Source organism: Caballeronia sp. LP006 (assembly GCF_031450995.1).
In the GTDB taxonomy this organism is placed as follows: Bacteria; Pseudomonadota; Gammaproteobacteria; order Burkholderiales; family Burkholderiaceae; genus Caballeronia.
Genome location: NZ_JARTVW010000003.1, coordinates 928,128 through 949,337, shown reverse-complemented (window position 1 = coordinate 949,337; position 21,210 = coordinate 928,128). Strand labels below are relative to the sequence as shown.

The window sequence follows — 21,210 nt, the reverse complement described above, 5'->3', positions numbered from 1 at the left end:
GCACGGCTTGTTGCCGACTTAATTGCCTGTGGTTTTTTGATTGCTAGGCGGCAGCGGAATGGCCGTGGCGCATGGCTCGGGCTCCGGTAAACTCCGCGTTCATCGTTTGGCCGGCACGGGCTCAAAAGTTGCGCAATCTGGCCGTAAACCTTGATGCGAGCCGCGCGGACAGCGAGCAGAAGTCCGCTAAACCGGCTCTTTAGCAACGAATAAGAAAGCGAGTCGTCGAGCGTCGCGTGGCGGGGTTCGGCAGGAGAGAATCGTTGGGACCGTGGTTCAAGAGGAGCGTCCGAGCAGAAAGCCCGGCATCGTGGGTCGACAGACACTCGGTGCTGGTTGCGCTCGGCGCGACACTGGCGAGCGTTATCGTGCTGATCGCCACCGTCGCGGTGCTGATCTCGAGCCGCGAGGAAGCTATCGCGAAGGCGCGCCGCACGTCGGCGAACGTCGCGGTGGCGCTCGCGCGCGACATGTCGAGAAACCTCGAAATCTACGATCTCTCGCTGCAGGCCGTCGTCGACGGCATGGCGGACCCGACCATATTGAAGCTGCCGCCTGAACTGCGCCGGCAGATTCTCTTCGACCGTTCGACCACCGCCGCTTATATCAGCGGCATCTATGCGCTCGACGAACACGGCCGGATCGTGCAGGGCCGGGCGCGGCTTCTTCCGACCGTCGATCTCTCCGATCGGGATTACTTCAAGGTGCATCGCGCCAATCCGAATGTCGGGCTCTTCATCTCGAAGCCGTACGCGTCGCGTCTGCGAAACGGCGCGCCATCGATTGCCCTCAGCCGGCGGATCTCCAAAGCCGATGGCAGCTTCGGCGGTGTCGCGCTCATCTCCATCAACCTCGATTACTTCCAGCAACTGGTGGATGACATCAGGCTCGGCCACGAAAGCGCGGCGACGATCGTACAGAGCGATGGCGACATCGTCGCGCGCAATCCGAAGCTGCGTCCGGGCAGCGTCAGCAGCATTCGCGGCTGGCCGATCTTCTCGAAGATGTTCGGCGTCGAGAGCGGCTCGTTCGACGCGCGCTCGCCCGTCGACAACGTCGACCGCATCATGACGTTTGCGCGCGTGCGCGGCAGCAATCTCGTGATGATGGTGGCGCTCGGAAAGGACGACGTGACCTCGGAGTGGCAGCAGCACTCGCTCATCATCGGCACGCTGGTGGTGGCCGTGGCGGGCGCGTTCACCATCGTGGTCTGGCTGCTGGTCTTCGCGGTGCGCCAGCGCGACGCGGCGCAGGCGAAGCTCGTCGAGATCGCGGACACGGACGGTCTGACCGGCGTCGCCAACCGCCGCAAGCTCGATGCGGCGCTCGACGAACTCTGGACCTCGGCGGCGCGCGAAGATTATCCGGTCGCGCTGCTTTTCGTCGATGCCGATCGCTTCAAGGCTTACAACGACACGCACGGCCACGAAGCCGGCGACCGGGCGTTGCAGTTCATCGCCGAATGTCTCGTGAAGCATGCGAGAGGACCGCACGATCTGGTCGCGCGCTACGGCGGCGAGGAGTTTGTCGTGGCGCTCGCCGACTGCACCCGCAGCCGCGCGGAGGCGGAGGCGGAGGCCATGCGTATCGACGTGGCCAATTCGAACGGCGCGCGACTTCGCCAGCAATTTCCTCCGACGACCGTGAGCATCGGCGTGGTGGTGGCTCGACCCGATAGCGGCTCGACTATCGACGACGCCATGCGCCGCGCCGACGAAGCCTTGTATGTGTCGAAGAGCGGCGGACGCAATCGCGTGACGCTCGCGGCTGTGTCCGAGAAGCGGCGCGGCGAACCGGTCGGCACCGCGCCTTGATGCCTGACGCCTGATGCTTCAAATCGATTCGCGCGAGGCCGCATGCTCGACTCGCGCGAGATGAAACGCGCGCCGCAACTCGAAGCCGAGACGTTCATATAGACCGATAGCCGCGAGATTGTCGCTGAACACGTGCAAGAACGGTGTCTCCGCGCGCGCCTCGATCTCTCGTTGCAGGATCTGCATGAGCCGCCCGGCAAGGCCTCTGCCGCGATGCGTTTCATCGACACATACGGCGCTGATCTCGACGTAACCATCTAGATGCAGGCGTTCACCGGCCATTGCAATGAGTCGCCCGTTGTCTCGCACGCCGATGTAATCGCCCGTCTCGCGGGTCCGCACGGAGAACGGCCCGGGCCTCGTTCTTCCGGCAAGATCCAGCATGTCGTCGTTATCTGCCTGGGTGAGTCGGATCACATCCAGCTTTTCGACGCTTGCGGCTTTGGGCGCTTTGCGAGTGTTCGCGACCATCTGATGAAGGATGCCGACACGCGTTATCTGCAAGGCATCGTATGACGGCAAGGGCTCCGTGGAGAGCAAGGCCACTTGCTGTCCAGGCTGCAGAAGGCGGTGAAGGGCGGCATACGCATCCGGCGTTGCGGTTGCCAGCGCGGCGAACGGCGCGACGTCGGGATGATATCGACGAACGAGCGTGTCGCCGAGCGCGAGGTGTGCGTGTCGGGTCGTCAGCGCCTCCCAGATAGGGCGGTCGAGGTCGGCAGGTTTCGGATGGCTCATGGGCGCTCCAATGGCGTGTGATTGCTGTGCAGTCTAGACGGCCCGGGCGCACGGGGCTATAGTCGCAAATGACATTATTAGCACTATTTGCGACATGAGACTGGCAATCCTCGCGCTCGACGGCCTGTTCGACACCGGACTGACCGTGTTTCTCGATACCTTTTCGATGGCCAACGAACTGGCCGCCGCGCAAGGGTTCGAGGCCGCGCCGTTCGAGGTGAGGCTCATCGGCATGCGCAGACGTGTTCGCACCGCGCATGGCTTGTCGACTTCGGTCGAATTGGCGAGCAGCGCGCCGTCGCCAGACTGGATCGTCGTGCCCGCGCTGAACGTGAGGCAGCCAGAGCGGCTTGCCGAGGCGCTCGAACGTCGCGACACGCGCGAGGCGATCGCTTATCTGCAAGCGCGGCACGCTGCGGGCGCGGGCGTAGCGGCGGCGTGCATCGGCACGTTCATATTGGCCGAAGCCGGTTTGCTCGATCATCGCGAGGCCACGACCACATGGTCGCTTGCACCGTTTTTCCGACAGCGCTATCCGGCCGTCATGCTCGACGATTCGCGCATGGTCGTCGCATCGCAAGGCGTCGTCACGGCGGGCTCCGCAATGGGTCATCTCGATCTCGCGTTATGGTTGCTGCGTCAGACGAGTCCCGAACTGGCGACGCGTGTCGCTCGCATGATGCTCATCGACAAGCGTGCGTCGCAGGCGGAATACATCATCCCCGATCATCTCGCGCATGCCGACCCTTTAGTCGCGCGTTTCGAGCGATGGGCGCGCGACAATCTCGCGGCGGGCTTTTCGCTTCAGGCGGCGGCGAGTGCCTTGTCGGTCGGGCCGCGCACGTTGCAGCGCCGTACCGAGTCGGTGCTCGGCAAGTCGCCGCTGGCGTTCTTTCAGGACTTGCGCATAGAACGCGCGCAGCACCTCGTCGCTATCGGCTACGACATCGAGAAGATTGCAAGCGAAGTCGGCTATGCCGATACGGCGACCTTGCGCACCTTGCTGCGCCGCAGGCTCGGACGTGGCGTGCGCGAGTTGCGCGCCGGGCGATAACGCCAGGCATCGGGCGACCACAACATAAAACCGGGAGACGGCATTGACACAGGGACACTCGAACTGGTTCGTGCGCGCGCGGCTCAAGACGCGCCAGCTCTTGTTGCTCGCCGCGATGGAGGAAGAGGGCAACGTGCGCCGTGCCGCCGATGTCCTCGGCATGACGCAGCCAGCGGCATCGCGGCTTCTGAAGGAACTCGAAGATGTGCTGGACGTGCGTCTCTTCGATCGCACGCCGCACGGCATGCAGGCGACGCTCTACGGCGAAGTGATGATCCGTCATGCGCGCATGGTGCTGTCGAATCTCAACAAGGCGCAAGACGAGATTGCCGCCTTGCGCGCCGGTCTGGTGGGCGAAGTGCGCGTCGGCGTAATCGCGGCGGCAACGGCTAGAATGGTTCCGCTCGCCATCGGACGCGTGAAGGCGCAGTATCCGCAACTGCAAATCTGGCTGCAGGTGGAGACTTCCGATGTCATGCTGCCGCTTCTCACGCAGGGGCAACTCGACGTGATGATCGGCCGCGTGCTCCAGCAGCACGTGCAACTTAAGCCCGCCGTGCAATACGCGCCCATCGCCGATGAACCGCTGTGCGTGGTGGTGCGCCCCGGGCATCCGCTCGAACAGATTGCGGGGCTCACCATGAGCGGTATCGCCGACGCCGAATGGGTGCTGCATCCGCCGGGGAGTGTCTTGCGGCATCGTATCGACATGGCGTTCGCGGAGCTTGGGCTGAACCCGCCGCGGAATGTGGTCAACACCAACAACTTTCTGGCGATATCGAGCCTTCTGTTGCAGAGCGACATGCTCGCCGTCATGCCCGATGAAGTGGCGCGGCAATACGAGCGCTTCGGCACGCTCAAGCGTCTTGCAATCGACCTGCCTTGCCGCATGGATGCATTCGGCATCATCACGCGGCAAGCGCATGCGCTCTCGCCCGCGGCGACCGTGGTGCTGCATGCGCTTCACGACGCCGCCGCCGAAGTATACGGCGTGTCCGCCGATGCCCTGAGCGCCTGACCGGGTAAGCCCGAATCGCGTTTTCCACTATATCAACATTGGTATCGGGATCGCTGAATAAGTGATTGGACCATCATGGGAGTGAGGGCTAACCTTGCCGGGGGCTCAGCCTGAGCCTTCGACCCCGGACTTCGAGCCGCGGCGCACATGATCCAATCAGGAGACAGCCATGAAACAGACCCGACGCGCGGTGCTCGGCGCAATGCTTGGTTCGGTGCTGGTACTCGCCGCGAGTGTGAATGCACACGCCGACGACAAGAAGATCACGCTCGGCTTCGCACAGGTCGGCGCGGAGAGCGCCTGGCGCACGGCCAATACGGTCTCGGTCAAGTCCGCCGCGAAAGACGCGGGCATCAACCTCAAATTCTCCGACGCCCAGCAGAAGCAGGAAAATCAGATCAAGGCCATACGCTCCTACATTGCGCAGAAGGTCGATGTGATCGCGTTCTCGCCGGTCGTCGAGTCGGGCTGGGAGCCGATTCTCATCGAAGCGAAAAACGCCAAGATTCCCGTGATCCTGACCGACCGCAACATCGACGTGAAAGACAAGTCGCTCTATGTGACGATGATCGGCTCGGACTTCCTCGAAGAAGGCCGGCGCGGCGGCAAGTGGCTGGAAGAACGCTACAAGAACGAGAAGGGGCCGATCAATATCGTCGAGTTGCAGGGCACGGTGGGATCGGCGCCGGCGAACGACCGGCGTGCGGGTCTGCTCGAAGTCATCAAGAACGATCCCAAGTTCAAGGTGATCGCCTCGCAAAGCGGCGACTTCACGCTCGCTGGCGGCAAGCAGGTCATGGAAGCCTTCGCGAAGACCTACGGCAAGCAGATCAACGTGGTCTACGCGCATAACGACGACATGGCGCTCGGCGCCATTCAGGCAATGGAGGAGGCGGGCATGAAGCCGGGCAAGGACATCACGGTCGTTTCGTTCGATGCAACCAAGGGCGGTTTCGACGCCATGGTCGCGGGCAAGATCAACGTGGACGTGGAATGCAGTCCGCTGCTCGGCCCGCAGTTGATGACCGCGGTGAAGGATGTGGTCGCGGGCAAGGAACTGCCCAAGCGTATCGTGACCGAAGAGACCATCTTCCCGATGAGCGTCGCCGCGGCCACGCTGCCGCAGCGCAAATACTGAAGCTCGGGCGCCATCGCACGTCCATCGCGCCATCATGTGAGCGCGATGGACGACTCATTCCCTTTCCGGCGATATCCATGACCGACACACCCGTGCTCGAAACCATCGGTTTGTCCAAGTCGTTCCCCGGCGTGCGCGCACTGCACGACGTCGATTTTCGTTTGTTTCCGGGCGAGATTCATACGTTGATGGGGCAGAACGGCGCCGGCAAATCGACGCTCATCAATGTGCTGACGGGCGTCCACGAGCACGATGCAGGCGAGATCCGGCTCGGTGGCAGTCCCGTGAATTTCGCCGCGCCCATGGAAGCGGAAGCCGCCGGAATTCGCACGCTCTATCAGGAAGTGAACCTGTGTCCGAATCTCTCGGTGGCGGAGAACGTCTTCGCCGGCAGGCAGTTGAAGCGGCATGGCGCGATCGACTGGAAGAGCATCCACGTGCGGGCGCAAAAGGCGCTCGCGGACCTCAACGTTCCGGTGGACGTCACGAAATCGCTCGATACGTATCCCATCGCCGTGCAACAGATGGTGGCGATTGCGCGTGCCTTGTCGGTCGATGCGCGCGTCCTGATCCTCGATGAACCGACCTCCAGTCTCGACGACGGCGAAGTCACGCGACTCTTCGACGTGTTGCGCAAGCTCCGCCATTCAGGTCTCGCGATTCTCTTCGTGACGCACTTTCTGGAACAGACCTATGCGGTATCGGATCGCATCACGGTCATGCGCAATGGCGAGCGCGAAGGCGAATATCTCGCGAAAGATCTTCCGGTCGAACTGCTCGTGTCGAAGATGGTGGGCCACGAACGCATGACCGAGCGCCTGAAGCGCGCGGCTTCCGAGCCGCCCGCGCAACGAGGCGCGGCTGCGCCGTTTCTCGAAATGCGCGGCGTGGGCCGTCGCGGCTTGATGAATCCCGTGGATCTCGACGTGCAGCCGGGTCAGATACTCGGGCTCGCGGGCTTGCTCGGTTCGGGGCGCACGGAAACCGCGCGGCTTCTCTTCGGCGCGGAGCGTTCCGATGCAGGCGCGACGAAGGTGTCCGGCAAGCCGGTCAAGCTGCATTCGCCGCGCGATGCGGTGCGTCAGGGCATCGGCTATTGCCCGGAGGATCGCAAGAAGGAAGGCATTGTCGCGGACCTGTCGATTCGCGAGAACATCGTCCTGGCGCTTCAGGCGCGGCTCGGGCTTTGGCGCTGCATTCGGAAGGCGAAGCAACGCGAGATCGCCGACGACTATATCGAGCAGCTAGGCATCAAGGCGCGCGATGCCGAGCAGCCTATCGGTCTGCTCTCTGGCGGCAATCAGCAAAAGGTGCTGCTCGCGCGCTGGCTTGCAACGGAGCCGCGCATGCTGATTCTCGATGAACCGACGCGCGGCATAGACGTGGCCGCGAAGTTCGAGATCATGGACCGCGTGCTCGCGCTCTGCGCGAAAGGGCTCGGCATTCTCTTCATCTCGTCCGAAGTGAGCGAGGTCGTGCGCGTGAGTCACCGGATTGCGGTGTTGCGCGACCGGCGCAAGGTCGCCGAGGTCGCGGGACATACGACCTCGGAAGACGAGGTGTATCGGCTGATCGCGGGAGGATCGCAATGAACCGTATCAAAGGTGTCTTGCAGCATCCGCTCGTGTGGCCCTGCGTGACGCTCGTCGCGCTGTGTCTGCTCGATCTGGCGCATAACCCGCGGTTCCTGTCGATTGCCATGCTCGATGGCCACCTGTTCGGCGCGCCCGTCGATATTCTGAATCGCGCGGCGCCGCTCGTGCTCGTCTCGCTCGGCATGACGCTCGTGATAGCGACGCGCGGCATCGATATCTCGGTGGGCGCGATCGTCGCGATTGCCGGCGCGACGGCCGCCACGATCCTCGCCGACGATCCTTCCCGCGTGACGCTTGCCATCGCGGCGGCGCTCGCGGTCGGCGTTCTCGCGGGCATGTGGAACGGCTTGCTGGTGGCGTTCATCGGCATGCAGCCGATCATCGCGACGCTCATCCTGATGGTTGCGGGACGCGGCGTCGCGCAGTTGCTGACGGGCGGCCAGATCATCCCGATCGGCGCGCAGGCTTATTTGATGGTCGGCGGCGGCTATCTGGCGGGCGTCCCGTGTTCCGTGTGGATCGCGGCGGGCGCGCTCATCCTCACGGCGCTTCTCGTCGATCGCACCGCGCTCGGGCTTTTCATTCGGGCTATCGGCGTGAATCCGGTTGCAACCCGGCTCGTCGGCTTGCGCTCGAACGTGATCGTGTTCGGCGTGTATGCATTCTCCGGGTTGACGGCGTCCATGGCGGGCATTCTCGCCAGTTCGAACGTGCGCAGCGCCGACGGCAACAACGCCGGTCTCCTGCTCGAACTCGACGCGATTCTCGCCGTCACGCTCGGCGGCACTTCGCTGCTCGGCGGGCGCTTCAGTCTTGCAGGCACGGTGCTCGGCGCGCTCATCATCCAGACGCTCACCTACACGACTTATTCCATCGGTGTGCCGCCCGAAGCGACGCTCGTGGTGAAGGCAGCGGTGGTGCTCGTCGTCAGCGTGATTCAGTCGTCCACCGCGCGCGCCGTGCTGATGCGGCAGTTGCGACGCGTCTTTACGTCCGCTTCGAAACAGCCGCTCGCGGAGGCATCCCGATGAAAAGTTTCTTCGACCGTCTGACGGACCCGCGCATCTTGCCTATCGTCGTCACCGTCGTTCTGTTCGCGGCTCTGTTCGGCTTCGGCTCGGTGATGTACACCGGCTTCTTCTCGCTGCAAGTGCTGCTCGGCTTGCTGATCGACAACGCGTTCTTGCTGATCGTCGCCATTGGCATGACGTTCGTGATCGTGTCGGGCGGCATCGATTTGTCGGTCGGCTCGGTCGTCGCTCTGACGACGATCCTGTGCGCCGTGTTCGCCGAACGTCTGCACTGGCCGGTGTGGATCATCGTGCCGCTCGTGCTGGCCTTCGGCGCCTGCTATGGCGCGGCGATGGGCGCGCTCATCCACTTCTTCAGGCTGCAACCGTTCATCGTCACGCTGGCCGGGATGTTCCTCGCGCGCGGCGCCTGCTTTCTCATCACGACGCAATCCATCACCATCACCGATTCCACGTTCCGCGCGCTGTCCGCCTTTCATGTGGATGTCGGCGGCGCGTCGCTCACGACGGGCGCGCTGATCGCCATCGTCACGCTGATCGTGGCGATCTTCGTCGCCCACTTCACGCGCTTCGGACGCAACGTGTATGCGGTCGGCGGCAACGAACGCTCGGCGCTGCTGATGGGCTTGCCCGTCGCGCGCACCAAGGTCGGCGTCTATGCGCTCTCGGGTTTCTGCTCGGCGCTCGGCGGCGTGGTGTTCACGCTATACGTGCTCTCGGGCTACGGATTGCAAGGGCAGGGCATGGAACTCGACGCCATCGCCGCGACGGTGATCGGCGGAACCCTGCTCACGGGCGGCGTGGGCTATGTGATCGGTTCGGTGTTCGGCGTAGGCATTCTCGGCACCATCCAGACGTTGATTACCTTCGACGGCACGCTCAGTTCATGGTGGACGCGCATCGTGATCGGCGCGCTTCTGTGCGCGTTCTGTCTGCTGCAGCGAGTCATCGAACGTCATGCCGCGCGCCGTAAATCGAATGGGACGAAGCTCGGCGAAGGCATCGGGTCGAAAGAGCCGCGCACGCCTTTGCCGTCCGATACCGCGAGCAAAGCCGAGCCGCTCGCGATGGTCCCCAGAACCTGAATCACGCACATAAGCACGCACACCCTGCCACCCTCGTCGAGAATCCGTCATGCCCAATGAAAAACGCCTGCTCCGTTCCGCTCAATGGTTCGGAACCCAGGACAAGAACGGCTTCATGTATCGAAGCTGGATGAAGAATCAGGGCATTCCGGACCACGAGTTTCAGGGCAAGCCGATTATCGGCATCTGCAATACGTGGTCGGAACTCACGCCTTGCAACGCGCATTTCAGGAAGATCGCGGAGCACGTGAAGCGCGGCGTCTTCGAGGCGGGCGGCTTTCCGGTGGAGTTTCCGGTGTTTTCCAACGGCGAATCGAATCTGCGGCCTACAGCCATGTTGACGCGCAATCTCGCCAGCATGGACGTAGAGGAATCCATTCGCGGCAATCCCGTCGATGCCGTCGTGCTGCTGGTCGGCTGCGACAAGACCACGCCCGCCTTGCTGATGGGCGCGGCGAGTTGCGACGTGCCCGCGATCGCGGTCAGCGGCGGCCCGATGCTCAACGGCAAGCATCAGGGTCGCGATATCGGTTCGGGCACCGTCGTGTGGCAACTGAGCGAGCAGGTGAAGGCGGGCAAGATCACGCTGCATGAATTCATGTCGGCGGAAGCGGGCATGTCGCGTTCGGCTGGAACCTGCAACACCATGGGGACGGCATCGACCATGGCGTGCATGGCCGAAGCGCTCGGCGTGACCTTGCCGCACAACGCGGCGATTCCCGCGGTGGATGCCAGGCGCTACGTGCTCGCGCACATGTCGGGCATGCGGATCGTGGAGATGGCGCTCGACGACTTGCGGCTCTCGAAACTCCTTACGCGGCAGGCGTTCGAAAACGCGATTCGCGTCAACGCGGCAATTGGCGGATCGACGAATGCGACCATCCATCTGAAGGCGATTGCCGGCCGTATCGGCGTGGACCTGGAACTCGACGACTGGACGCGCATCGGCCGCGGCACGCCGACGCTCGTCGACTTGCAACCGTCCGGACGCTTTCTGATGGAAGAGTTTTACTACGCGGGCGGTTTGCCCGGCGTGATCCGGCGTCTGGGCGAAGCGGGCTTGCTGCCGTATCCCGACGCGCTGACGGCCAACGGCCGCTCACTCTGGGACAACACGAAAGACGCGCCCATCCACGACGCCGAGGTGATTCGTCCACTCGACCGCCCGCTCGTGGAAGACGGCGCGCTGTGCATTTTGCGAGGCAATCTCGCGCCGAACGGCGCGGTGCTCAAGCCGTCCGCCGCGACGCCGGCGTTGCTCAAGCATCGCGGCCGGGCGGTCGTGTTCGAGAACTTCGACGATTACAAGGCGAGGATCGGCGATCCCGAATTGAACGTCACCGCCGATTCGATCCTGGTCATGAAGAACTGCGGCCCGAAGGGTTATCCGGGCATGGCCGAAGTCGGCAACATGGGCTTGCCGCCGAAGCTGTTGGCGCAGGGCGTGACCGACATGGTGCGCATCTCCGACGCCCGCATGAGCGGCACGGCTTACGGCACGGTGGTGCTGCATGTAGCGCCCGAAGCGCGCGCCGGTGGTCCGCTCGCGGTGGTGGAAGAAGGCGACTGGATCGAGATGGACTGCTTCGCGGGGCGCCTGCATTTGGACATCAGCGACGAGACGCTGAGGACGCGGCTCGCCCGCTGGGCGGAAGAACCGCGCAAAGCGGGCGAGAACACGAGCGGCTACGGCAAGCTGTACATCGATCACGTTTTGCAAGCCGATCAGGGCTGCGACTTCGACTTTCTCGTGGGATGCCGTGGCGCCGATGTTCCGCGCCATTCCCATTGACGCCCGCGCGTTCTGCCTGTCAGCCGCGCGCTCCGAAAGCGCGCTGGATTTTCTTCTCGGTGTTGTACTGGCTGAGCGCGTAGACCGACCAGATCGCGGCGGGAATCCAGCCAATCAACGTGATCTGAAGAAGCAGGCAGATGATGCCGGCAATCGGTCGGCCGATCGTGAAGAACTGCAGCCACGGAAGGATGAGTGCGAGCAAGAGACGCATATGCGGTCCTCGGATGTGATGGTCTGGTGACTTTACCATCCGCGTTGCACCTGCTTGCGCGATCCCATAACATGAGGCCGGGACCTACTTTGACAAACTCGCCAAACGCCCGGCCGACATTCGATGACCGAAGCCACCGACCTCGCGCACCTTGTTGACGCGTTGCGCCAGCATCGCCTGCTCGATGCCGACGAAGAACCGCGCTTCACGCGCCTGACGGGTGGCGTGTCTTCGGATATCTGGCGCGTCGATGCGCGCCGCGCTACGTTCTGCATCAAGCGCGCGCTCGGCAAGCTCAAGGTCGCGGCGGACTGGCATGCGCCCGTCAGCCGCAATGCCGCCGAAGCCGCGTGGCTGCGCTGTGTCGCGACCTGGCTGCCGCACGCGGTGCCTGCGATTCTGTTCGAAGACGCGCCGCTCGGCTGCTTCGCGATGGCGTATCTTCCGGCGGAACATAACCCCGTCTGGAAGGCGAAGCTGCTGAAAGGCGAGATCGACGACACTTTCGCCGCGCAAGTCGGTTTCCTTCTTGCGCAGATTCATGAGAGAAGCGCGGGTTCGGCTGCGCTCGCGGCGCAGTTCGCGAATCACGATACCTTCGAGTCCATCCGCATCGAGCCTTATCTGCGGGCGACAGCCGCGCGTCATCCCGACCTGGCGAACACACTCGGCGATCTGGCGGATTCGGTTTCGGCTGCGCGCATCGCGCTGGTTCATGGCGACGTGAGCCCGAAGAACGTCCTGTGCGGTGCCGACGGCCCCGTCTTCCTCGATGCCGAATGCGCAACCTACGGCGATCCGGCCTTCGACCTCGCGTTCTGCCTGAATCACTTCGTCCTGAAGAGCTTTCTCAATCCGCATTGGCGAGAACGCTATGCCGGAAGCTTCGACGCCCTGAGCGGTCGATATCTGGCGGCCGTCGATTGGGAACCAGCGGAACGGATAGATCTGCGTTGCGCGCGGCTCTTGCCGGCGTTGTTGCTCGCGCGGGTCGATGGCAAATCGCCCGTCGAGTATCTGCAAGATCCAGCCGCCATACAGGCGGTGCGCGAACTTGCGCGCGGCCTTCTCATCGAACCGGTCGATTCCCTTGAGCAATGGCGAAAGCGCTGGAACGAGGCGGCATCCATCGATAAACCCGCGGGAGTCTGAATATGAGCAGCGCGATTACATCCGTCCACGGCCGCCGCATTTGGGATTCGCGCGGACGTCCGACCGTGGAAGTGGAAGTGACGCTGGCAAGCGGCGCCAAAGGACGCGGCATGGCCCCGGCGGGCGCTTCTCGCGGGCGTTTCGAGGCGGTGGATCGGCGCGACGGGGCGGCCGCGCTGGGCGGCTTCGGCGTGAGCGATGCGTTACGCGGTATCGACGATGAAATCGCGGCGGCGCTGATCGGCATGGATGCGCTCGGGCAGACGCAAATCGATGCGCGTCTGATCGAGCTCGATGGCACCGAGGACAAATCGCGGCTTGGCGGCAATGCGTTGGTCGCGACGTCGCTTGCGGTTCTGCATGCCGCGGCGGCAGACCGTCGGCAGCCGCTGTGGGCTTATGTCGCCAACGGCCGAACCGTCAGCATTCCGAGCCCGGAAATCCAGATCTTCGGCGGCGGCGCGCATGCTGGCCGGCGTATCGACATTCAGGACCTGATGGTCATGGCGCCATCCGCGAAAAGTTTCGACGAAGCGCTGGAGATTACCGCCGAGGTCTATCTGGCTGCGGGCAGGATCATGGCGAAGCGTGGTCATCTTGCCGGTGTCGCCGACGAAGGCGGGCACTGGCCCGTGTTCGAGAGCAACGAAGCGGCGCTGGATACGCTCGTCGCGGCTATCGAAGAAGCGGGGTTCGTTCCGGGCGAGCAAGTCGCCATTTCGCTCGATATCGCCGCATCCGAATTCGGCTCGGGCGGGCGTTACAAGCTCGGCCTGGAGCGCCGCGAGCTCGACAGCGACGCCATGTGCGAACTGATGCTCCGATGGTGCGACCGTTACCCGATCGTGTCGATGGAAGACCCGTTGAGCGAGGACGATGCGGCCGGCTTGCGCCGATTCACGGCAGCGGTGGGAGAACGCGTGCAGGTGATCGGCGACGATTACCTCGTGACGAACGCGGCGCGCATCGCAAAGGCCGCCGAGCGACGCGATGTCAACGCTGTCCTCATCAAGTTGAATCAGGCGGGTACGGTGACGGAGACGTATGCGGCGCTCGAAGCGGGAAAGAACGCGGGGTTTGGCACGATCGTATCGGCGCGCTCGGGTGAGACGGAGGATACGACCATCGTGCATCTTGCCGTTGGCTGGAATGCGGGCCAGCTCAAAGTCGGCTCGTTCTCGCGCTCGGAACGCATGGCCAAGTGGAACGAGGCGATTCGCGTGGAAGAAGCGCTTGGCGACGCGGCACAGTTTGCGGGTATGTCGATGCTCGGGCGCAGGCGATAGGAGCGCGTCCGTTAAGAGGCCGAAGCGACCGTCCCGGTGCCTTTTTACAATATTCAGACGAATAGTGAGCACTTATTCCACGAAAAATACATAACGTGTGGAATTTAACCAGTGGCTGCTTCGTTCATTCCTCAAGCGATCGCGAGCGTTGGCGTGTGCGCGAGTATGTTGCGTTCGACGGTCTGGCAAATTGCTTGCTCATGTTGTCGGCCCTAAGGCGTGACTCACGCCTTTGTTCAACATGGTCTGGAACTTGCCGCGATGAAAGCATGATCCATCGGTGTGCGTAATTGCGCATCGACGCGCAAAGATAAAGGCACCGATGAACGAAGCGCCAGCGGCAAAGCAACAATGCGTGGCATTTTGGACTATGCTGGCCTGAGCACTATCGAACGATGGGCAGGTGTGGACAACAAGGCATGGCAAGCGTGCACACCATTTGATTCGTCCCCCTTACTAGCGTACCCGCATCATGAAAAATGATGCGGAAGCGGAGAGGCGCATGAAAATCGCGTTTGTTGTCGACAGCTATCCTGTTGCATCGGAAACCTTCGTGGTCCGTCAGATCGCGGGATTCGCGGAACGAGGACATCATGTGGTCGTCCTTGCCGCGCGCTATGACGAAGGCGCCGACGATCCGCTCAAAGGCCAGATCGAATTACGCATATTTCGTCGCAAACAGGGCACGGCGGCACGCATTGCGCATCTGGCGCGCTTCGGACTGAGCTCACTGTCAACGCCGGAAGGACGCAAACGCATCGGCGTGGCCTGGCGCGCGGCGACATCCGGTTGCCGCTCGACGCTGTTCGACCTCTCGGGCGGCGGAGCGATGTCGCACGAAAGTTTCGATGCGGTGATCGCACATTTCGGTCCCCTCGGCGTGCGCGCCATGTATCTGCGCGATGCGGGCTACTTTGAAGGCCCTATCTCCACCGTCTTTCATGGCTTCGACATGAGCGATGAAGCGCTCGTCAAGCGTTATCTGCCGCACTACAAGCAGCTCTTCGGACGGGGGTCGCTGTCGCTGCCGGTCAGCGAATTCTGGCGGATGCGCCTGATCGACTGGGGCGCGCCTGCATCGCGGACGCTCGTGCATCACGTGGGAGTGGATGTCGAGCAACTGCCGCTTGCCACCGACAAGCAGAAGCCCGGACGCCCGCTCAAAGTGCTGAGCGTGGGAAGATTCGTCGAGAAAAAAGGCCTTGAATATGCGATTGCCGGCGTTCGCGATTGCAGCCTGCCCGTGGAATACAACGTGATCGGCTACGGCCCACTTGAGGCCGACTTGCGCGCGATGGCCGCGAATAACCGCAATCCGGTCAACTTTCTCGGCGCGCGCGCACAGGACGAAGTGTTCGCGGAACTAAAGCGCACCGACGTGTTTCTGCTGCCGTCCGTGACGGCCGCCAACGGCGACATGGAAGGCATTCCGGTGTCGATCATGGAAGCAATGGCTACCGGCGCGATCGTCGTCGCAACGCGTCATAGCGGCATTCCCGAACTTGTGGTGGATGGCGAGACCGGCGTGCTCGTCGACGAGCGCTCGGGGCCGAGCATTTCCGCCGCGCTCGAAAAAATCGCCAAAGGACAGATCGACACCGACAAGATGCGCGCGACCGCGCGGCACACTATCGAAACGAACTTCAACAACCGCACGTTGCACGCGGAACTGGAGGCCATTCTGGTCGAGGCGCGCGCGGGCGAAGCGCGCGAGATCGCAACGTGATGCGGTTTGCGCGGTTTCAGGAATCCGCGTGCGAGCGGACGAAATTCACGAAGCTCAGATACGTCGGCAAGATCGGCACGCTGTTGTGCATGATGCCGAAGGTGTGGTCGCCGCTGTCGAGCACGTAATACATGGTGGATTGAATGTTGTGCGTCTTGCGGGCGTCGTAGAACGATTGCAATCGGGACTGCACGAACGCGCTCCGGTAGTCGTCGCTTTGTTCGGGATTGGCATTCCACTCGGTAATCATGAAGGGAACGCCGTAACGCGCCTTGCAGTATTGCGGCAGGTCGAAGTGCGGGCCCGCGCCATCCGAACCGATATCGAACAAATCGCCATAGACCTCGTAGTTATGCCATGTCGTCATGTCCCAGCGGACTACGGGATGACCGCTCGTGCCGTCCGGCTGATTGCCTTCCCATAACGCGTCCGATGCACCGATATCCGCCACACAGAAGTTGATGCCGCACATGGCGTCGGGCTGCGCGGCCTTCACGCCGTCGATCAATCCGCGCATGACGCCGCGCATGACCGGCCAGTTATCGTTGTTGAAGTCGGCGACATCCGTTCCGGCGCGATTCGAGTCGATTACAGTCTGAGCTCGGCGCGTGAGTTCGTTGCCGCATTCGTACATCGTCACGCCGTACGGCTTCAGCGTGCTCGCGACCGTCACGCCTGTGCTGTAGGCCTTTGCGTAGGCCGCGGCCTCGCTCCCGAACAGGTTACCCCAGTCATCCGTCAATCCTTGTTGAATCAGACAGAACAGTTCGATGCCCGTTCCGTTCATGGCCCTCGCCATCCTTGCGACAGGTCTGAGTTCAGCCGACGTCTCATTGCACCCGAGCCGATAGATACTGCAACCCATGCCATTCAAAATGGCGATGGTTTGCGCGGGCGTGTAGAGATAATCGTAATGACCGTTCATGCCGAAGAACATGCCGGATTGCGCTGCGAGCGGTGTGCGCGGGTCGCGGCAAAGTAGCCAGTCATTCGACCACACATAGAATTGCCCGCTCGTGTTTCTCTGATAGATCTTGCCGCCCGACCAGAGAAGCATCAAAACGTTGGCAATGGATATTGCCGTGTCGTTCTGAAATACGACGCCGTTATTCACCGTCCAGACGGAGCCGCGTTTGTCCACGATCGCGGTTGCGTCAGGAATGGTCGTGCCATCCGGCGATGGGCCTTGCGACTCCGCTCTTGCAGTGGGATTCAGTTGTCTGGACCGCCCGGAAGCGCTCGATGTCGAGTTCGGTACGTCGCTTTCGCTTCCACCTCCGCAGGCGGCCAATGTATAGGTTCCGGACAACGCGCCCAGGCTAGCTAAAAATCTACGTCGATCAATCATCGAATATGCTAATCCGCCTTCTCGCGGAAAACTCCAATTACTCTGCGATAAAATCGCCATTCTTTAGACATAGTAGGAATGCGAACTAATAAATCGAAGGCGAAATGATGCCTGCGCTGCCTTGACCAGAGGCGCGGTCGAGAGCCCTCGATACCTGCGTTAAGCGATGACTGCGTTGACGCCAGGGACTACGCGGAACACTTCGAGTCTGAACGAATTCGGCCGGGATTTGCAGGTCGCTTCTCGAACTACAGAGTTGCGCAAACGCTTTTCCTTAACGGCGCTTTGTGAGGCGGTAATATGAAAAAACGTGAATGCGTCGTAAAGACAATGCAAAGAGCGTGATCGAAATCTTGAACCATCGATAACGCACGAACGCTTCGGGTTAGCGAAGGCTTGCGAAATGCAACGCAACCGCAGACGCGACGTTGTTCAAGAGAAAGAGCCTTAGGGAAACGATGTGACGTGACGTGAACCGATGGCTCAGTGTGTTCACGTCACGCCTGAGTGACCAATGCGGGCGGTGTCAGCGTTTCGACAACCGCACACACGCCGATTCACCCGATCGTCCGCGTCGACATTTTCGGCGTGGATAACAGAGGCGCTGCCTGCAACATTTGCCCCCACTGATAATCCACGCTGTCCGGGAAGAGGGGATATAGTCCACCGCCCGGCGTGAAGGTCATTTCGCCGAAGAAGATCTTGCAGTCGGGTGCATAAAGATCCACGCGCACATAGTCGAAGGATGCCGACAACGCTCTTGCCTTGGCGAGGATCGCGTCGAGGTTGGCCGGGCGCTCGCAAGGCGTCGCACTACGCGGATAGTGTCCGATCCTGATGTCGAGATGGTTCCACGATTCATCGAAGAAATCTCCGCGCGGATGGCCCGTATAGCGATCGGAGATCAGCAGGACAAACAGCTTGGAAGGTCCTTCTTCGGGATTGAAGCAGTGGATCTTGAAGTCGGCGGGAATGTTGCCTTGTTCATCGAGAAGCAGGGCTTCGAAAAGCAGCCGTGGTTGAATCGCGCGGTAATGCCGCTCGCGCCCGGTTCTGGAAAAGTCGGTTGCAAGCCACCGGTCGGCAAGCGTCCTCAGTTCCTGGTAACTCGTTTCCGCTTTGTCGCGGACGATCTTGACGAAGCCGCTGCCGTGATTGGCCTTCATGACGAAGGAGTCGGGCAACGCCTCGAAATCCTCTTCGGTGAAGAGCTCGGACGCCTTGAGCAGCGGAATCAGATGTTCTTCGCCGATCACGCGCCTGACGAAGTCACGCACGATGAGCTTGTCGGCCAGATCGGTAAAGCGCGCGTCCGGGTTCAGACTGCGCCGGAGCATTTTCTCGTTGAAGGTTTCGGGATTTGCAAGACTCGGGAATCGCCCGATCTTTCTGCGATGCTGCAGACGGAGGAAGAGTTCGTCGGGCATCCAATTTTTGAAGGCGTTCGCGATCATCGTGAATTAGATATTCATTCCGTTTTGGCGAAGCAGGGCACGCACAATGTGCCATATTCAAAATAATGCAGTTACTGAATAAGTCGCGGTGAAAATTGCAGCCTTTCAGACGTGAAGAAGGTCACGTGGGTCAAGTATGGCCAGCGACGTGGCTGGTTTTGTGCGCTAACGCACGTTGCGATGGAACGTAAGGGACGTCAAGTTCACGTCTTACTAAATGCGCGGAGTTTATTTCCAAAGCAAGCGCGTGAGGCCCGATATCTCAAGCTCTTTCGAATCTGTATGTAATCAGGTTGATAGATTGCGTTCAGAAGCGATATGCGACCGAGGCCATTCCGTTCACATCCAACCTGCGTTCTGTAATCGGGCTGCCGGCAGCGAAGCGTTCGAGCCGGCCAACGACTGCGACCAGGTTGGCCGACCAGTGCGAAGAGATCGTGTAATTCGCGGCCAGATTGAAGTGGACGTCGCGCAGGCCCGAGCCCGTGGAGTATTGCGGCAATCCGGACGCCACGCTTTCCGGCTGTGAAACGCCGAAGAACGTGCGCGTATAAGCGCCATTGGCCCAAGTCAGCCCCGGCCCCGCCGACAGCAGCAATTTGCCGATGGGCGCGGAGACATAGAGATCCGCCATCGCGGTGAGTCCTTGCCCGGTGCCGCCGATGTCCTGATAAACGGCTGTCGATCCAGTGAAGGCCCAGTAAGTGTAATCGGCGAATAGTCGCAGCTTCGGTCCGTAGTGCACGTTGGGCAGGCCGTCGAGTCGCGCGTCATCGGACGATGATCGCGACTGAAAGTCGAAACTCACCGACATGCCTGCGTGGTAGTTCTCCCCGCGCAGCACGTTGACGCCGAGCACGTCCGGACCTTGCGAAAAGATACGGTCGCGCCAGGAAATATCCTGCACGGGCAAGGGAAATACCTTGATCCGCGACGATCCCGGAAATTCGGGGAACACGTACAATCCTGACCCGATCGAGATTTTCCAGTCACCGTTCGTTTGCGTGTCCGCGTCGGCGGCGTGTGCCGGTCCAAATGCGAGCAAAGCCGCAAGCGCCACGCAGGTGCGCGCGATGAATGTTTGCGCGCGCTTCATGCTCTCTTCGCGCCTGCAGCCGTTTGCCGGAGCCGACGCGCCAGGGCACGCGACATCACGGGACCTGTGCCATCGGTGGAGTCGCAGGCAGATGCGCTCTCGCGCAGGAACATCGTGCATTCGCGAGCCACCACTTCGCGCTCGTTGTCGGACGTGATCATGTGATAGGAGTCGTCGAGCCAGATGGTCCGCAAGAAAGAGGCGCCTACGTTTGCCGCGACGAATCGCGCGTTGTGCGGGCTCGAGGTCTCGTCGTCGATAGCGTGAATGACGAGGCAGTCGCTCGTGACGCGCTTCAGCTTGCCACGCACCGATGCCGCGAGACGGCTGGCCTCGTGCAGCGCGGGCATCGAAATGAATGCCGGGCCGACTTCGCTGATCTCGCCTTTTTGCATCGCGCGGGCGATCTTCGTGCGCAGCGCTTCATTGCGCAGACCATAAGGCTCGTGCTCGCGGTAGCGATAACGCGTACGCAACGGCGTGTAGTACGCCCAGTCGAGCAGGAATCGATACCACGGGATGGCCCAGCCGTCATAGTCGAGCGTGACCGAGAGCAACAGCAGGGCGCGCGCGGAAGGGCGTTCATGGGCGACCGCGGCGGCGAGCGCCGCGCCCATCGACAGGCCGCACACCGAAACGTGCCGATGCCGCGCCGCCAGCGCGTCGAATTCCGCCACGGCCGCGCGCAGCCATTCTTCCATCGAAGCGTGTCCGGCGCCCGCGCTGTAGCCGGGCAACTCCGGCGTGTTCGTTGCGAAGCCCTCTTCACCGAGATAGCGGGCGAGAAAGCGCAATTCGAGCGGCGAACTGGACAGGCCGTGCAGCAACAGGACCGCGTGATCCCGGTTCTGGGCGGGGGGGAAGTAAGGCATGTTCATGGTCAGGCAGCCGAACGGAGGACGAGATAATCGCCGGATGGCGTGGCGAAGCGCTCGCAAACACATTCGACGGGCCGCCAGTCCTGCTCGTCCGACTGGAACCGGATACGGTGAAGCCCCGGCAGAAGGGCATCGCTGACGCGGGCAATATCTTCGCCGTGGGCATCGGCATGCTTGGCGCCATATGCGATGCCGCCGCGCGGCGCGTCATCGTCGATAAGCGGGGAATTCGCCGCCGCGACGAAATTGGCCGGCGAGACACGCGTCGTCGGATCGAGCGCCTTGATGAGAATCAGCGAACGGTTGTATTGCGTGACGTGCTGGAGCATCCGGTGCATTTCCTCGGTCGCCCGGCGCGTGATGAGGCGTTCGTTGTCGTGACGCAAGAGCATTTCATAGCGCGACTGCGCCACCGAAGCGAGCAACTCGGCGCGATACTGCGCGCGCTTGAGCCGCTCGACGAGCGTCATCATGACGATAGTGATCAACGGATACGACACGAGCAGCTTGATATCCGCGCGGTCGAAGTCCTCGATGCGTGCATAGGGCGGCACGAAGAGAAAGTCGGCAATACACAGTCCGGCAAGCATCACGCAAATAGCCGGCGCTAGACCGCAATAGTACTCGACGAGAACGGCGGCAATGAGAAACGCCGTTCCGGGCATGACGGGTCCAAGCAGCGGGTGCAGCAGCGTGCGGATGAGTGCGGCGGTAAAAAGCGCGCTTGCCGCGATGATCCATCGTTTGCCGCCGCGCGGCGCCCATCGGCGAGAATTACTGATATGCATGCT

The 21,210-nt window shown here is 62.0% G+C and carries 18 protein-coding genes; 11 read left to right on the top strand and 7 right to left on the bottom strand.

Features of this window, described 5'->3' with window-relative positions:
* The first annotated feature begins 263 nt into the window (after positions 1–263).
* Entirely contained in the window at positions 264–1,814 is a 1,551-nt protein-coding gene (locus tag P9250_RS08920; RefSeq protein ID WP_310392481.1) for a sensor domain-containing diguanylate cyclase, read from the top strand.
* An 18-nt stretch (positions 1,815–1,832) separates the two neighbouring features.
* Here the strand turns inward: P9250_RS08920 and P9250_RS08915 are convergent, their stop codons facing one another.
* Positions 1,833–2,552, bottom strand: coding sequence for a GNAT family N-acetyltransferase (locus P9250_RS08915; RefSeq protein ID WP_310392479.1), 720 nt, complete (start codon positions 2,550–2,552; stop codon positions 1,833–1,835).
* 94 nt (positions 2,553–2,646) lie between these two features.
* Between P9250_RS08915 and P9250_RS08910 the strand changes: the two genes are divergently transcribed.
* From P9250_RS08910 to P9250_RS08880, 7 genes are all read left to right on the top strand, one after another.
* Entirely contained in the window at positions 2,647–3,606 is a 960-nt protein-coding gene (locus tag P9250_RS08910) for a helix-turn-helix domain-containing protein (protein WP_310392477.1), read from the top strand.
* 43 nt (positions 3,607–3,649) lie between these two features.
* Positions 3,650–4,624 (top strand): LysR family transcriptional regulator, encoded by a 975-nt coding sequence (locus tag P9250_RS08905; protein WP_310392475.1) that lies wholly within the window; start codon positions 3,650–3,652, stop codon positions 4,622–4,624.
* 202 nt (positions 4,625–4,826) lie between these two features.
* Positions 4,827–5,762, top strand: a complete 936-nt coding sequence (locus P9250_RS08900) for an ABC transporter substrate-binding protein (protein ID WP_370652268.1) — start codon at positions 4,827–4,829, stop codon at positions 5,760–5,762.
* A gap of 77 nt (positions 5,763–5,839) precedes the next feature.
* Positions 5,840–7,354, top strand: a complete 1,515-nt coding sequence (locus tag P9250_RS08895; protein ID WP_310392472.1) for a sugar ABC transporter ATP-binding protein — start codon at positions 5,840–5,842, stop codon at positions 7,352–7,354.
* On the top strand, positions 7,351–8,388 hold the full coding sequence (locus P9250_RS08890) for an ABC transporter permease (protein ID WP_310392470.1): 1,038 nt from the start codon (positions 7,351–7,353) through the stop codon (positions 8,386–8,388). Before P9250_RS08895 ends, P9250_RS08890 begins: the two co-directional genes overlap by 4 nt.
* Positions 8,385–9,473, top strand: a complete 1,089-nt coding sequence (yjfF, locus tag P9250_RS08885; protein ID WP_250527526.1) for a galactofuranose ABC transporter, permease protein YjfF — start codon at positions 8,385–8,387, stop codon at positions 9,471–9,473. The genes P9250_RS08890 and yjfF overlap by 4 nt, the downstream gene beginning before the upstream one ends.
* A 49-nt stretch (positions 9,474–9,522) precedes the next feature.
* Complete coding sequence (locus P9250_RS08880; RefSeq protein ID WP_250494292.1) at positions 9,523–11,265, top strand: IlvD/Edd family dehydratase; 1,743 nt, start codon at positions 9,523–9,525, stop codon at positions 11,263–11,265.
* Between the two features lie 19 nt (positions 11,266–11,284).
* Here P9250_RS08880 and P9250_RS08875 read toward each other — a convergent pair whose 3' ends face one another.
* On the bottom strand, positions 11,285–11,479 hold the full coding sequence (locus P9250_RS08875; RefSeq protein ID WP_244830248.1) for a YqaE/Pmp3 family membrane protein: 195 nt from the start codon (positions 11,477–11,479) through the stop codon (positions 11,285–11,287).
* Between the two features lie 123 nt (positions 11,480–11,602).
* On the opposite strand from P9250_RS08875, the gene P9250_RS08870 reads away from it, so the two are divergent.
* From P9250_RS08870 to P9250_RS08860, 3 genes are all read left to right on the top strand, one after another.
* The gene (locus P9250_RS08870) at positions 11,603–12,631 is read left to right on the top strand and encodes an aminoglycoside phosphotransferase family protein (RefSeq protein ID WP_310392467.1); all 1,029 of its coding nucleotides are present in this window, start codon (positions 11,603–11,605) and stop codon (positions 12,629–12,631) included.
* Positions 12,632–12,633: 2 nt separating this feature from the next.
* Positions 12,634–13,917, top strand: a complete 1,284-nt coding sequence (gene eno, locus P9250_RS08865; RefSeq protein WP_310392465.1) for a phosphopyruvate hydratase — start codon at positions 12,634–12,636, stop codon at positions 13,915–13,917.
* Between the two features lie 502 nt (positions 13,918–14,419).
* Positions 14,420–15,643, top strand: a complete 1,224-nt coding sequence (locus P9250_RS08860) for a glycosyltransferase (protein ID WP_244830251.1) — start codon at positions 14,420–14,422, stop codon at positions 15,641–15,643.
* 16 nt (positions 15,644–15,659) lie between these two features.
* Here P9250_RS08860 and P9250_RS08855 read toward each other — a convergent pair whose 3' ends face one another.
* From P9250_RS08855 to P9250_RS08835, 5 genes are all read right to left on the bottom strand, one after another.
* Positions 15,660–16,991 (bottom strand): hypothetical protein, encoded by a 1,332-nt coding sequence (locus P9250_RS08855; RefSeq protein WP_250511135.1) that lies wholly within the window; start codon positions 16,989–16,991, stop codon positions 15,660–15,662.
* Between the two features lie 557 nt (positions 16,992–17,548).
* Entirely contained in the window at positions 17,549–18,418 is an 870-nt protein-coding gene (locus tag P9250_RS08850; RefSeq protein ID WP_244830253.1) for an ATP-grasp fold amidoligase family protein, read from the bottom strand.
* A 334-nt stretch (positions 18,419–18,752) separates the two neighbouring features.
* Positions 18,753–19,541, bottom strand: a complete 789-nt coding sequence (locus P9250_RS08845) for a MipA/OmpV family protein (protein ID WP_310392463.1) — start codon at positions 19,539–19,541, stop codon at positions 18,753–18,755.
* Positions 19,538–20,413 carry an alpha/beta fold hydrolase gene (locus P9250_RS08840; protein ID WP_310392461.1) on the bottom strand — a complete coding sequence of 292 codons (876 nt, stop codon included), beginning with the start codon at positions 20,411–20,413 and terminating at the stop codon, positions 19,538–19,540. The genes P9250_RS08845 and P9250_RS08840 overlap by 4 nt, the downstream gene beginning before the upstream one ends.
* 8 nt (positions 20,414–20,421) lie before the next feature.
* Positions 20,422–21,207, bottom strand: coding sequence for a DUF4118 domain-containing protein (locus tag P9250_RS08835; protein ID WP_310392459.1), 786 nt, complete (start codon positions 21,205–21,207; stop codon positions 20,422–20,424).
* Positions 21,208–21,210: the final 3 nt, after the last annotated feature.